The sequence below is a fragment of the Bacillus cereus group sp. N6 genome (genome assembly GCF_016483705.1).
Lineage (GTDB): Bacteria > Bacillota > Bacilli > Bacillales > Bacillaceae_G > Bacillus_A > Bacillus_A wiedmannii.
In genome coordinates this window covers 41,363-55,623 of sequence record NZ_JAEHBI010000038.1, presented here as the reverse complement: position 1 = coordinate 55,623, position 14,261 = coordinate 41,363, and the positions used below count along the sequence as shown (strand labels likewise).

The following is a 14,261-nucleotide window of genomic DNA, read 5'->3' as shown; positions in this document are numbered from 1 at the left end:
GGATTAAATCTTTGGACGAACTTTAACTTTGAATCCTTCGTAAATTTTGTCATACAAAAAACTGCACCTCCAATTGTGGAATGGCTTTTTTATTTTCAAAAGTTGAATGTAATATTTTGTTCATATTCCGTTCATAAACTTTGTGTAAAATGATTGCAGCGAATATGGAAAGTTTACAGCAGGAGGAATAAAATGAAGAAATTATATAATGCAGCATTTATTTACTTAATTATAGGTTTATTATATAGATAGGAGTGGATAGTATGATAGCACTTTTATCAAGTATTGTAGCAGTTTGTATGGCGGTTGGTGTCATGTTTCTTCGCTTTAAAGCAGCGAAAAAACCGGTAACGAAAAAGAAAATTATATTACCGCCAATTTTTATGAGTACTGGCGCAATGATGTACTTCTTACCGGAGTTTCGATTAACATCGTTAGAAATAGTAGAGGCGATTAGTATAGGACTTATTTTCTCTATATTTCTTATTAAAACAACTAAGTTTGAAATAAGAAACGAACATATATATATGAAACCGTCAAAAGCATTCATATTTATTTTAGTAGGCTTATTGGCTGTACGAGTAGCGTTAAAATCGTATTTAAGTCAATCAATTGATTTAGCAGAGTTAAGCGGAATGTTTTTCTTACTTGCATTTGCGATGATTGTGTCGTGGAGAATTGCGATGTATCGCTCATATGTTAAATTGGAAAAGACAATAAAAAGAGCTGGAATTTCTAAATAGGAATTCCGGCTCTTTTTATGTTTTATACGATTGTTTTTTTAGCTTTGATTTCATTTGCTTAATTTTAAACGTATTTGAGCATCTTGTAATGCGGCTGGTGTAACGTTAAGACCATGTTGATCAACAATTTTTGTGTTTAATAAAATGGAATCTAAGCTTCCACGAAATGTTTTTGTATAGTTTTGACGCAGCATTTGTTGTTCTTGTTTTTCATCAACTGTTAATCCAGATGCTTTTTCTTTTTTTGATAATTCGTTAATACGGAATAAAATGTTTTTCATTTGATTCACCTCTAGTTTTAATTAATTACATTAGTTACTTACTAATGTATAGTTATTGTAACGTATCTTTTAATAAGTGTCAATGCTTATAAACATTCATTGTTTTGTAAGTGTGTGGGGTGATAAAGAATGAAAAAACTACAAATACTTGAAATAGGGAAGATGTTAATATACAATACCTAAGTAGGGTATATAAAGTTATTATTTTACTTTATGAGAGTAATAAGCAAAAAGGAGTATGTAATAATGAATGCAGTAATTTCAAAGAAAGAAACAATCATCTCATATACGATTGCTATTTTATTTATTTTAGCCATGGTAATAGCAGGTGTGTTATTAAATGATCCAGAAGTCATTTTGCCGGAAATAGCGGCAATGGCAATCGCTTTATGGGCATACCGTGAGCCGGGATGGCTAAGACAACCAGAAAAAATCTTTATTGCACCGTCAATAACAGCTGTAATTGGTTTTATGGTGAATCAAATGGATATAGCCTATTTAGGGAAAGTAAGCTTAACGCTTGTATTGATGATGCTGTTTTTACGTGTTATTCAGTCCAATTTAGCACCATCTATTGCGACAGGTTTATTACCATTAGTAACAAATGCGACGGAATGGTCATTTGTTATCTCAGTCTTCGTTTTGACATTTATTTTAATGATTGGTGTTCTTATTTTTAAATTGAATAACGGTATTGAGCGAAAAGTGAATATACAGTATAAATATATGACTGTATTTCTAATACTAAATTTCGTTTGGATCAGTTTATGTTGGATAACTGGTTATGAACAATTAGCGGTTATTCCGCCAATTCTAGTCGTTGTGTATGAATCACTTCAAAAACCGATGTACAATGAAAAAATGGCATTTAAACAAATAGTAGTATTAACTACATCAGCAACTGTTGGAACTTTATTGTATTTTGCAATTGATTCATGGATTGTAGTTGCTTTATTCAATATGATATTAATGCTTATTTTATTAAAAATAGTTGGAGTACGTATTCCAGCAGCGTATGCATTTCCCTTACTTCCGCTCGTATTTCCTGATGAAATGATAAAAATGTTACCAGTAGGTTCATTCATTGCAGGGGTATTTTTATTTGGTGCAGTACTATTGTATAAGAAGTGGGAGATGAAACAAAAGGGCATGCAGAAGAGTGAAATATAATTTGTAAAAAAGGTAAGTTCAAATCACTTGAACTTACCTTTTTTATTTATACCCAATATAAGGATATATCATAAATTCCGACTAAAATGAGTAGTACCCCTGCTATAAGTTGAATGTGTTTTCCTATTTTTCGGCTCTTTTTAAGTAGTGCTCCATTTAATCCAAGGTAGGAAATGATGAACATTAATATAACGATAGGGAGAGCAGTTCCTATCGAAAAGAATGTCGGAAACAAGTAACCATAATTATATGAGAAAGATAAAGGGATTAACGTTCCGAAAAATAGAACGAACATAGTCGGACAGAAAGCTAAGGAAAAGAAGAATCCAAGTAAAAATGAGCCAACCTCATTTTGTTTTCGTATAAATTTGATCGAGAAGAAACTTCTTCCTTTTATAATACCTGCCAACATTAGCCCCATTAAAATTAATAAAGGTCCAATTATTTTTCGTAACCATGGGAAATACAAAGTTAATATTTGCTGAATCTCTTTTCCTAAAAACCATACTAATAGTCCAAGTGTCGTAAAAGCTATTATTTTTCCTAAAATGAATAACAATATATGTTTCCATGCATGTCCCTTTTGTAAAGATTGATTCCCATAAAGTGTAATAGCGCTAATGTTTCCTGTTAATTGGCAAGGAGCAAGGGTACCTACAATGCCTAATAAAAATGCAAATAAAAGAGGAATTGATTTCGTAGTATTCGCGACATCCATTAAAGGAGACATGAGTTGATAACTCCACTCGCTAATTGTTGAAAACACGTTATATTCACCTTTCTAATTAAATTGAAATGCTCCTTCTTTCGTAATCTGCTTCCAAGTTTTCCCCTCATCTGTAGAAAGGAACACATTTGCTTTCATTGTAGCAAATACTATTTCAGATGAATTTTGAGGATTTTGTGATATGTACATAATTGCATCTTTAGAATCTAAAGATGGAGTTTGTATGTTTGTTTCTTCATTTGTAGCAATTGATTTCTTCGTTATCATTTGCTTATTGATAGGGGCGTAAAAAACATCTTCATTACTTAATGTAACTGCTGTCGATTCAAGTGATGTAGTGAATAGTTCAAATGTATTTCCGTAATCTGTAGATAAGTAAACACCATCTTTAGCACTTACCGCGACTACACTAGATTGATCAGGATGTACGGAAAAGGAATGAATTGTACTTGAAAGACCTTTTAACTTACTATTTTTCCAATCTTGTCCGTTGTTCGTACTGAAATAAAAACCTTGTTGTAATTTAGAATTTGGACGCTCATTGTATAAATAAATTGCTTCCGTATTATATCCAACAGCAAGGTTGTGAAAATCAGATTCTCCATAAAACGCTAGCTTCTCGAGGGTATTACCGCCATCAGAACTTTTCATTAATCCTAAAGGATTTTTTAAATTTGCACCTGGTTCAGGATGGCCGCTGGCAAAGAATCCGTTCTTTGTTGCCTGAAACCCCATATAATCATGTAGCTCAGTCTTAGTTTCAAACCATTTTCCATTTTGATAAACTTTTATACCACTGTGAGTGGCAATAGAAACTCCGGGCATATTTCCTGCATAGCCAATTCCATGAATGTGCTCGATTTTTCCAGATGTAGTTTCCTTATAGAAGTTTTGCGGACTCGTATTTACTGTTTCTGTATGTTTTCGTTGAGATTGCACCGTGTCTTTCTTCACTGGTGCTGTTTCGGCGTTGCTAGAACATCCTGTAATGATGAATAAAGAAGTAATTGCTATCCCTGTTGCTACATAATATTTCAAAGTTGTAGCTCCTTTCCTATATATGAGATTTTAAGTATATGGAATAAATGTCAAGAAATTGTGGAGTGGTATGCATCATTTAGATTGGAATGGGCTCTAGTAATGAAAATTTTCCTTTTTATATGAGTACTATCAATTGACGAAAAATTATAACAATAATAAAATGAATTGTATTGGGTAATTAGATTTACAAGTATACATAGAACGCTAGGGGGATTATTATGAAATCAACATTTTTTGCTCAAAATAGAGAACGATTAGTAAACACATTACCAGATGAATCTATTACTATTTTATTTGCTGGACAAGCACCTCATATGTCAGCGGATGCACATTATAAATTTGTGCCGAATCGAAATTTTTACTATGTAACAGGAATCGAGGAACCAAATGTTATTTTCATGTTGAAGAAGTTTGGAAATAGTGTTGAAGAAACACTGTTCATTGAAAAATCGGATCCAGTCATGGAAAAATGGGTCGGTAAAACAGTTTCTAACAAAGAAGCAGAGAAAATTTCAGGTATAAAGAAAGTTGTATATTTAGATAGCTTTGAAAAGACAATGTCAAATATACTTTTTACAGAAAATGTGAAGCATCTATATTTAGATTTAGAGCGTCGTGAGTGGAATGGTACGGAGACAAAAACGCTTGCTTTTGCTAAACATGTAAGAGAACAGTATCCACACGTTTTAGTTGGTAATGTATATCCGAATATTTGTGAATTACGAGTGTTTAAAACAGAAGAAGAAATTGAAATCATAAAAGAAGCAATTGCTGTAACGAAAGAGGGTATTTACAACGTACTTAAGCATGCAAAAGCAGACATGATGGAGTATGAATTAGAAGCTCAGTTTGATTTCACATTGAAGTCATCTGGTATTAAGCATCATGCATTCAATACAATTTTGGCAAGTGGGAAAAATGCTACAGTTCTTCATTATGAAGACAATGATGCACAAATTCAAAATGGTGATTTAGTACTGCTAGATTTAGGCGCTCAAAAAGACTACTATAACGCTGATATTAGTTATACATTCCCGGCAAATGGAACATTCTCTAGTCGCCAAAAACAAATGTATAATATTGTATTAAAAGCATTGAAAGAAACAACGAAACTCATTAAGCCAGGAGTAAAGTTTGCTGCATTAAATGAGCATACAAAAAAGGTACTAGCAGAAGAGTGTAAAGAAATTGGTTTAATTCAAGAAGACGAAGAGTTATCAAAATACTATTATCATGGTGTTAGCCATTTCCTTGGTTTAGATACGCATGATGTAGGAACATATAAAGATAGAGTGTTAGAAGAAGGCATGGTTATAACAATTGAACCTGGTCTTTATATTGAAGAAGAAGCAATTGGAATTCGTATTGAAGATGACATTCTTGTAACGAAAGACGGACATGAAAACTTGTCAAAAGATATTATTAGAGAAGTTGAAGAGATTGAAGCGTTTATGAGAGAAAACAATGTAAATATAAAAAAAGATGAAGTTGTTACGAAATAACCATTAGAAGAGGCGCTCAATTTTGGGCGTCTTTTTATTTAGCTCATTGCATATCTCCATATTTTCTTGAAAATCATTTTTTATAATGATTTTGAAAAAGAAAAAGGAGGGGTTTCCATGAAGAGATTTGTGTTAACGGCAGTTACAGTCTCTGTCATATCTTTAATTGCTGCATGTTCTGCGACCACAAATACAACAAATGATCATAAAAATATGAACGATAAAAAAACACCACAGACTGAAACGGCTACAAAACCATTGAAAGTTGAAATAGGACCAGAAGTTACTTTAATAGCGAAAGAAGAAAAGCAAAAATTAAGTAACGGTGTTATTGTTCCAGTCTGGACATTTAATGGCTCATCTCCTGGTCCAGAAATTCGGGTGAAAAAAGGCGAAAAGGTGAAAGTGACATTAAAAAATGAACTATCTGCACCAGTATCTATTCATTGGCATGGGTATCCTGTCCCAAATAATATGGATGGAATTCCAGGTGTGACGCAAGATGCGATTGAATCTGGAAAAAGTTTCACCTATGAGTTTGAAGCGAACGTACCAGGAACGTATTGGTATCATTCACATCAAGATTCTGTAAATCAATTAGATAGAGGTTTGTATGGAGCGCTCATTGTAGAAGATACAAAGGAAAAATATGATAAAGATTACACAGTAATGTTAGATGAATGGGTAACAGATAAAGAAGAGATTAATAAACAGTTAAAAGAAATGACAAAAGGGCAAAAAGGTAATAAATCTAAGGATAATGAAAATACGAAAAAGAATGAAGATAAGAACGGCATGGATCATTCCGGTATGGACATGGGCAGTGATAAAAAAGACTCTAGTAATATGACAGGAATGGACCATGGAAATATGAAGATGGAAGGCCATGATATGAGTATGTATGACTTATTCACAATCAATGGTAAAAGCGGGGATTTAGTAGAACCATTAAAAGTGAATAAGGGGGATAAAGTCCGTCTTCGACTCGTTAATGCTGGTTATCTATCACATGATATACACGTTCACGGTCATGATATAAAAGTAATTGCGACAGATGGTCAACCAATAAACGATCCAAAAGTTATAAAGGATCAAGTAATTTCAATCGCACCTGGTGAACGTTATGATATTGAATTTACTGCTAATAATCCTGGGAAATGGTATGTTGAAGACCATTCAGCAAATAAAGGTGCAAAAGGAATGAAAGCTGTTATTGAATATGATGGCAGCAAAGAGATGAAAGATAAAGCAGATGAAAAAGAAAAATTATCGAAATTAGATATGACGAAATATGGTGCTAAAAAACTAGGTAGTTTCACGTTAAATCAGCAGTATACTGCCACATATAATATGGACTTGAATACGCAAATGAATGGAAATGAAATGGTATATACAATTAACGGAAAGGTATTTCCAGACATTGACCCGATTCCAGTAAAAAAGGGTGATTTAGTAAAAGTAAAATTGGTAAATCGTTCTAAAATGGACGATCATCCGATGCATTTACATGGTCACTTCTTCCAGGTGTTGAGTAAAGATGGAAAACCGATAGAAGGTTCTCCAATTGTGAAAGATACTTTGAACCTAAAACCAGGTGAAGAATATGAAGTAGCCTTTGTAGCAGATAATCCGGGTGATTGGATGTTCCACTGTCATGATTTACACCATGCTTCCGCCGGGATGGTAACAGAAGTGAAATATACAGATTATAAATCTGATTATGTTCCAAACCCAAACATTCCTAATAAGCCAGAATAAAATGAAGCAGTTATCCTATGGATAGCTGCTTATTCATTTTCGGTGCAAGTGTCAATGTATATGTTGATCATGCCCGGGTGAAGATGGGGGAGTATGATCTGGGAATGTCACGAATACGGCAACGATAATTGCTACACTAATTGAAAGTAATAACAAAAAACGCCTTTGGATAAAAGCAGAAAAGGTTTCTGATAAAAGTTGAATTATACATGACATAGTTATTGTTATCGTAAGTAAGAGACTAATGAACAGTATACTATGAGCTTGTTGAGCATTTAACATTTCTGTAATCATTGCTCCCATCATACTTGCCATTAATCCAGAGAACATTCCTTCTAAAGCAGTAAATAGGTGAAAACGTAGACCGACTAAAAAACCGATACAACCACTAATCAAAATAGCAAGCAATGTAGAATATAATAATTCTCCTTTAAAAAGAATACCTAAATAAAAACCTATACTTAAACCCATACTCATACTAAAAGACATAATAAATACCATATACTCCATTAGGGTACCGTTACGTTTAGAAATATATGATGTAATAAGAATCGAGATACAACAAAGTGTTAAGGCAGTCGATGTGTAAGCGAACATTATGATACCTCCCTGTCCTATCGTTCATTTCATCATATGTTCGTATGGAGATTACTTATGCTTATTTATATCTGCATATTATCTGCACAATTTAATAAATGTAAGTAAGTAGGTGCTTGATTTTTTGAGCATCTTTTTTATTTGTAAGCATGAGAAAGAAATTGTTATATAATGAGTTTCTATTGTGAAGCCATAAAGAATAAGCGTATAATATTATAGTTATCCCATTACTGGGAGTAACCCGCGAATGATAAATAAGATTGTTCTTTTATCATCGCCTCTAAACAGATAGACAATGAAAGTAACACTGGAATACAGATAGGGAGTTATAAAATGAAATTAATTATTGCCGAGAAACCAGATCAAGGTTTGGCTCTTGTTTCACAATTTAAATATCGCCGGAAAGATGGATATTTAGAAGTAGAAGCGAATGAGTTATTTCCAAATGGAGCGTACTGTACATGGGCAATTGGTCATTTGACGCAGTTATGTAATCCAGAACATTATCACGCTGAGTGGAAGAAATGGTCACTAAATACGTTACCGATGATTCCAGAGCGTTTTCAGTTTGAGGTAACAAAGTCAAAGTATAAGCAATTTAACGTTGTGAAACAGTTGTTACATAACCCTCAGGTAACAGAAATTATTCACGCGGGCGATGCTGGTCGCGAAGGGGAATTAATCGTACGAAACATTATAAATCTTTGTAACGTGCAAAAGCCGATGAAACGTCTTTGGATTTCATCTTTAACGAAACAAGCTATATATCAGGGATTTAAAAATTTATTAGATGAAGCAGATACAATCAATACGTACTATGAGGCGTATACAAGGTCATGTGCGGATTGGGTCGTTGGTATGAATGCGTCACGTGTCTTTAGTATTTTGCTAAAGAAAAAAGGAATGAACGATGTATTTTCAGCTGGTCGTGTACAAACACCGACACTCGCATTAATTGTAAAGCGTGAAAAAGAAATAGAAAACTTTAAGTCTGAGCCGTTTTGGGAAGTGTTCGCAACCTTTAATATAGAAGGAAAGAAGTATGAGGGGAAATGGGAGAAGGATAGTGAATCCCGCTTAAAAGACCCTGATATGGCAAATAAAATTGCAGCATTTTGCCAAGGTAAACCGGCTGTAGTAAAAGAAATGAAAACGGAGCGTAAAGAGTTTCAGCCCCCGTTTTTATTTAATTTATCAGCACTGCAAGCGACAGCTAATAAAGCTTTTAAATTTTCACCGAAAAAGACGCTTGATATAACACAAGCACTATATCAAAAAGGGATAGTTTCTTATCCGCGTTCGGATTCTAACTATGTTACACAAGGAGAAGCAGCGACGTTCCCTGATATTTTACAGAAGTTAAGTCAGTTTGATGAATATAAAGGTTTATTGCCAGCACCAATTGAATCGATTATGAATAATAAGCGTTATGTGAATGAAAAAAAAGTTACAGATCACTATGCAATTATACCGACAGAGCAAGTTACAAATCCAAGCAAACTATCAGGTGATGAAAAGAAAATTTACGATATGATCGTAAGAAGACTGATTGCGGCGCATTATGAAGTAGCAATCTTTGACTACACAACGATTACAACTCTTGTAGACGAACGTGCTGAATTCATTTCAAAAGGAAAACAGCAAATTCAAGAAGGTTGGCGTAAAGTTATTTTCCAAGACGATAAAGATGACGAAACAATTCTTCCAATTGTCGCAGAAGGTGAACAAGGAAAAGTTGTAAAGGTGAAAGTGAAAGAAGGAAAAACACAGCCGCCGAAGCGTTATACAGAAGGACAACTTATTACGTTAATGAAAACGGCCGGTAAGTATTTAGAAAATGAAGAGCTGGAGAAAGTATTAAAGAAAACAGAAGGTTTAGGTACTGAGGCAACGCGTGCAGGTATTATTACTATGCTGAAAGACCGTAAATATATAGATGTGCAGAAGAACCAAGTGTATGCAACCGATAAAGGGAAAGTATTAATTACCGCAATCGGTGATAAAATACTAGCTTCACCAGAAATGACAGCGAAATGGGAGCAACGCCTTGCGGAAATTGGTGAAGGCACAGCATCACCAGCTACATTTATGGAACAAACGAAAAAGCTATCAGCTAAAATTATTGAAGATGCAGTGGAAATGTCAGAGAAATGGGATTTTACTGGATTACATGTTGAATCGATTGAGCGAAAAGGATCGAAATTTACAACAGGTAAAAAGGTTGGTAGCTGTAAAAAATGTGATGGCGATGTGATCGATAAGTCAACGTTTTACGGTTGTTCTAATTACAACACGACACAATGTGACTTTACAATCTCAAAGAAAATATTAAGCAAAACAATTTCGCAAAAGAATATGACAAAACTTTTAAAAGGTGAAAAGACCGATTTAATAAAAGGCTTTAAAAAAGGCGAGAAAACATTTGATGCGATGTTAGAGTGGAAAGATAATAAGATTAATTTTGTGTTTGAGAATTAAGTGGTTTCAACAAATAAAAAAATATGATAATTAAACTGTATCCTATAGAATAGACACTTAAAAAAGTCTATTCTATAGGATGTTTTTTTGAATAAGTAGTACTATATATTTTTATTTAAAATAAAATATACAATAAAAAAATCTTTGTAATTGATAAATATTTATTGTAAAACAATAAATTGTGTATTAAAATCAATATCATAATAAATCAGTGAGGTGCTTTTTATAGAAAGTTAACAACGCTGTTTTTTATTAGAGGAGGTAAAACTATGAACAATCACAATTTGATTATTGAAAATATGGATAACCCTCATGAGTTGGAGAGAATGTATAGAAAAGACCCGAAAGCTTTTAAAAAGTCATTCTCACAAGTATGGGATGAAAACCCTGATTCTCAGCTTCTAGCTGCTTGGTATGAAAGATTGAGTTTCAAGGAGACGGCAAATAAAGAAAAAATATCGCTGTTTCAAAAAGGTTTCTTATTCATGGGCATGTTAGCTATTCTAGCTGGGCTAAGCACTAGAATCATTTTCCACTTTGTCGAGCAGGAAGCAATTGCTCCAATTAACTTGGCTTTTGGTGTAATTCCCTTTATTGCTGCTTATTTTATTTACAATAATACTCCGAAAAAAAGTATTATTTACTTACTTGCAGCGTTGTTCCTAATTGCCGGGTTGTATCTTAATATATTGCCATTAAATTATAAAGACAGCAGTATCCTTGCGTATTTACATCTTCCTATATTGTTATGGGTCTTATTGGGGCTTGCGTTTACGGGAAATGAATATTCAAAAGGTAGTACAAGATTAGCATATATTAAATTTAATTTAGAATACGGTCTTCTCTATGCGAGCATGGCAGTGAGCGGAATGATACTAGCATTATTCACCATGCGATTATTTAGCTTTGTTGACTTGGATATAGGAGAGTTCTATTTTAGTAATGTTGTTTTATTTGGAGCTGCCGCTCTCGCTGTAGTGGCTGCATACTTAGTATCATTGAATCTTAAACTTGCTAAAAATATTACACCATACATATCTAAAATTTTTAGTCCTCTCGTCCTGATCACATTGTTTATTTATCTTATAACGGTAATTTGGGTCGGGAAAAATCCATTCTTGGATCGTAATTTCCTAATGGCCTTTAACGGAATACTCCTTGGTGTATTGGCTGTTACTATATTTTCTATCGTTGAGAGTGATTCAGACGAGAAAAAGAGCATTTCAGATTATATAAATTTTTCCTTAATTGTTCTGGCACTTATTATTGACACTGTCGCATTGTCAGCCATCGTATTCAGACTTTCTTCTTACGGGATTACACCTAATAGACTTGCTGTTTTAGGTGTAAACATACTGATCTGGGCAAATCTCATTTGGATTATGTTTTCCTATATGCGTTTTCTACAAAACAAATCAGGACCAACAGCTATCCAAGATGCTGTTACGAAGTATTTGCCAATCTACGGACTTTGGGCAGCTTTCGTTATATTTACTTTTCCTATAATGTTTAATTAGAAGGGTTTTGTTAATGTAACGACAAGCTAATTGTCTATAACGTATAAAATCCTTAGAGCTGATAATTATCATTACTTCTATAATTTCTCGACAATAAAAAAACGTCCTAAAGTAGGACGTTTTTTTATGTATATTGCTGTTTTTTCTTAATAAGTAACAACACTTGTGAAACACAGGCAAGTACTGGCAGTTCAATCAACGGTCCAATAACAAGTGCAAGTGCGATAAGGGGCTCGTCTGGAAAAGCTGTTACAGCGATAGCGAGTGCAACAGGTGAATTTCTTGCTAATGTTGTTAAGCTTAGACTTACTGTATCTTTATAAGATAAACGCATCATGCGACCGATAAATTGTCCTAGTACAAAATTAATGATGAAGAACAATAGAACAGGAATGAGTAATAGTAAAACGACGTTCATATTTTGTAGTAAATATTTACCTTGTGATGCAAACATCGCTACGATTGCTAAACTTAAAAATACAATTTGCGCAGGGCTGAAAAACGGAATGAGTTTATTCTCGAGTGTTTCAGTTTTTTTCAGTTTATTCATAATGAACTTTGTAGCGTGTGCAAGTACAAATGGTAAGACGATTACGATAACAATACTTTCTACTAAAACAGAAACCGCTACAGTCTTCATGACACCAGCAAATAAAAATAAATAAATGGGAAGGAGCAGTACTTGCAATATTAAATTTACAGGCAAAATTGAAGTAGAAAGTGCTACATTTCCTTTTGCTATTTCAGTAAAGATTAAGTACCAATCTGTGCAAGGGGTAACCATTAACATAATAAATCCAACCCAAAGTGCTGGATGATCAGAAAGAAATAGTGCTCCTAACCCCCAAGCGAGTAAAGGTGTCCATACAAAATTAATAGTAAGGCTCGTTCCTGCAAATTTTAAATTGCGGAACCCATTTTTTATTTCTGTCAATGGGATGCTGAGGAATAATCCATACAGCATGAAAAATAAGAAGGGGACAATAAATTGTTCTGCATACATATATATCAAATTAAATTGTCCGAGTACGATGCCGCATGTAACAGCAAAAAGAATAATAAAAGTTTGAATCTTTTCTAAAGTGCTCATGAGTAAATCCTTTCTGAATATGAATTGCCCTCTCTACATTCATTATACAAATAATAAAGTTACAATGGGTGTATGAATTGTATTTATTATTTTTAATTCGAGATATTATTTTTTATTTAAAGTTACTCGACTAAAGTAAGTGATTATATTACAATTACTTACATAAGGTAATTAAATAACAAAAAGTATTAATTGTTTTACTTAAGGTATCAATTGGAACTTTTTATCCCGCATTAATGGGCAGTAAGACCCCCACCTCAGAATTCAGCGAAAGCAAAGAAGTTAGGCGGAGATCAACTGCCCATAAAAGCCCGATTGGTTCAACTAATAATCAGTGGGGGATGAAGAACTCCCCCACTGATTAAAGTTTCACTTTATTAGAATAAGAATTTTTATGATGATGAATAATGAATATGATAAGAAAGTTTAGGTGAAGAAAATGGGATTATTTAGCTCATTATTTGGTAAAAAAGAAGAAAATAACAATGTAGAGGAGAATAAAACAATGTCAAAAGTATTATTTGTAAAAGCAAACGATCGTCCAGCGGAGCAAGCAGTTAGTTCAAGAATGTATGAAACATTTGTAAGTGCTTATAAAGAAGCGAACCCAAATACAGAAATTACGGAGTTAGATTTATTTGCATTAGATCTTCCGTATTATGGAAATGTCGCTATTTCAGGTGGATATAAACGTAGCCAAGGAATGGAATTAACAGCAGAAGAAGAGAAGGCTGTAGCAACAGTAGATCAATATTTAAATCAGTTTTTAGAAGCTGATAAAGTTGTATTTGCGTTCCCACTATGGAACTTCACGGTACCAGCGCCATTAATCACATATATTTCATACTTATCTCAAGCTGGAAAAACATTTAAATATACAGCAAATGGCCCAGTAGGTTTAGCTGGCGATAAGAAAGTCGTTGTATTAGGTGCGCGTGGTTCAGATTACTCTTCAGAACAAATGGCTCCTATGGAAATGGCAGTTAATTATGTAACGAATGTGCTTGGGTTCTGGGGAATTACAAATCCAGAGACTGTTGTAATTGAAGGGCACAATCAATATCCAGATCGTTCACAACAAATTGTTGAAGAAGGTTTAGAGACCGTTAAAAAAGTAGCGGCGAAATTTTAATTGATAGTAAATGTAAAAAACCAACATGGATGACCATGTTGGTTTTTTAGTCTATTTCTATGTTAAAAAATGTATATTTATAAAATAAAAGAAAAGTTTGAAAATAGTATTGCAAAATATTATATTTCAAACTATAATGAGGTCAAGAATAGTTGATACTTAAGTTAAATATTCAGAAAATTCAATTAGTTAAAAATGGAAATGAGATAAAAGGATTGGAATGGA

The 14,261-nt window shown here is 33.5% G+C and carries 12 protein-coding genes; 7 read left to right on the top strand and 5 right to left on the bottom strand.

The features are described from left to right. Window positions 1-263: 263 nt before the first annotated feature. Window positions 264-743, top strand: a complete 480-nt coding sequence (locus JDS99_RS22440) for a CcdC family protein (protein ID WP_088063026.1) — start codon at window positions 264-266, stop codon at window positions 741-743. A 50-nt stretch (window positions 744-793) separates the two neighbouring features. Here JDS99_RS22440 and JDS99_RS22435 read toward each other — a convergent pair whose 3' ends face one another. Next, entirely contained in the window at window positions 794-1,024 is a 231-nt protein-coding gene (locus JDS99_RS22435) for a DUF896 domain-containing protein (RefSeq protein ID WP_000789775.1), read from the bottom strand. Window positions 1,025-1,270: 246 nt separating this feature from the next. Between JDS99_RS22435 and JDS99_RS22430 the strand changes: the two genes are divergently transcribed. Beyond that, window positions 1,271-2,194: an HPP family protein gene (locus JDS99_RS22430; protein ID WP_199695736.1), complete on the top strand. Its 924-nt coding sequence runs from the start codon at window positions 1,271-1,273 to the stop codon at window positions 2,192-2,194. A 46-nt stretch (window positions 2,195-2,240) separates the two neighbouring features. On the opposite strand, the gene JDS99_RS22425 is transcribed toward JDS99_RS22430, so the two are convergent. Beyond that, window positions 2,241-2,960 (bottom strand): urease accessory protein UreH domain-containing protein, encoded by a 720-nt coding sequence (locus JDS99_RS22425; RefSeq protein ID WP_220389180.1) that lies wholly within the window; start codon window positions 2,958-2,960, stop codon window positions 2,241-2,243. Between the two features lie 15 nt (window positions 2,961-2,975). Beyond that, window positions 2,976-3,959, bottom strand: a complete 984-nt coding sequence (locus JDS99_RS22420) for a F510_1955 family glycosylhydrolase (RefSeq protein ID WP_199695735.1) — start codon at window positions 3,957-3,959, stop codon at window positions 2,976-2,978. A gap of 221 nt (window positions 3,960-4,180) precedes the next feature. Between JDS99_RS22420 and JDS99_RS22415 the strand changes: the two genes are divergently transcribed. Then, a complete protein-coding gene (locus tag JDS99_RS22415) occupies window positions 4,181-5,464 on the top strand; it encodes an aminopeptidase P family protein (RefSeq protein ID WP_098133639.1) in 1,284 nt (427 codons plus the stop codon). Window positions 5,465-5,581: 117 nt separating this feature from the next. Then, entirely contained in the window at window positions 5,582-7,222 is a 1,641-nt protein-coding gene (locus JDS99_RS22410; protein WP_199695734.1) for a multicopper oxidase family protein, read from the top strand. A gap of 51 nt (window positions 7,223-7,273) precedes the next feature. Here the strand turns inward: JDS99_RS22410 and JDS99_RS22405 are convergent, their stop codons facing one another. Continuing rightward, window positions 7,274-7,819: a hypothetical protein gene (locus JDS99_RS22405; RefSeq protein WP_199695733.1), complete on the bottom strand. Its 546-nt coding sequence runs from the start codon at window positions 7,817-7,819 to the stop codon at window positions 7,274-7,276. Between the two features lie 333 nt (window positions 7,820-8,152). Between JDS99_RS22405 and topB the strand changes: the two genes are divergently transcribed. Both topB and JDS99_RS22395 read left to right on the top strand, forming a co-directional pair. Beyond that, window positions 8,153-10,297, top strand: coding sequence for a DNA topoisomerase III (gene topB, locus JDS99_RS22400; protein ID WP_088063034.1), 2,145 nt, complete (start codon window positions 8,153-8,155; stop codon window positions 10,295-10,297). 269 nt (window positions 10,298-10,566) lie between these two features. Continuing rightward, window positions 10,567-11,814: a DUF4153 domain-containing protein gene (locus tag JDS99_RS22395; RefSeq protein WP_199695732.1), complete on the top strand. Its 1,248-nt coding sequence runs from the start codon at window positions 10,567-10,569 to the stop codon at window positions 11,812-11,814. Window positions 11,815-11,938: 124 nt separating this feature from the next. Here the strand turns inward: JDS99_RS22395 and JDS99_RS22390 are convergent, their stop codons facing one another. Further along, the gene (locus JDS99_RS22390; RefSeq protein WP_199695731.1) at window positions 11,939-12,904 is read right to left on the bottom strand and encodes an arsenic resistance protein; all 966 of its coding nucleotides are present in this window, start codon (window positions 12,902-12,904) and stop codon (window positions 11,939-11,941) included. Between the two features lie 439 nt (window positions 12,905-13,343). Here JDS99_RS22390 and JDS99_RS22385 point away from each other — a divergent pair, with 439 nt between their 5' ends. Beyond that, the gene (locus tag JDS99_RS22385) at window positions 13,344-14,036 is read left to right on the top strand and encodes an FMN-dependent NADH-azoreductase (protein WP_199695730.1); all 693 of its coding nucleotides are present in this window, start codon (window positions 13,344-13,346) and stop codon (window positions 14,034-14,036) included. Window positions 14,037-14,261 lie beyond the last annotated feature (225 nt).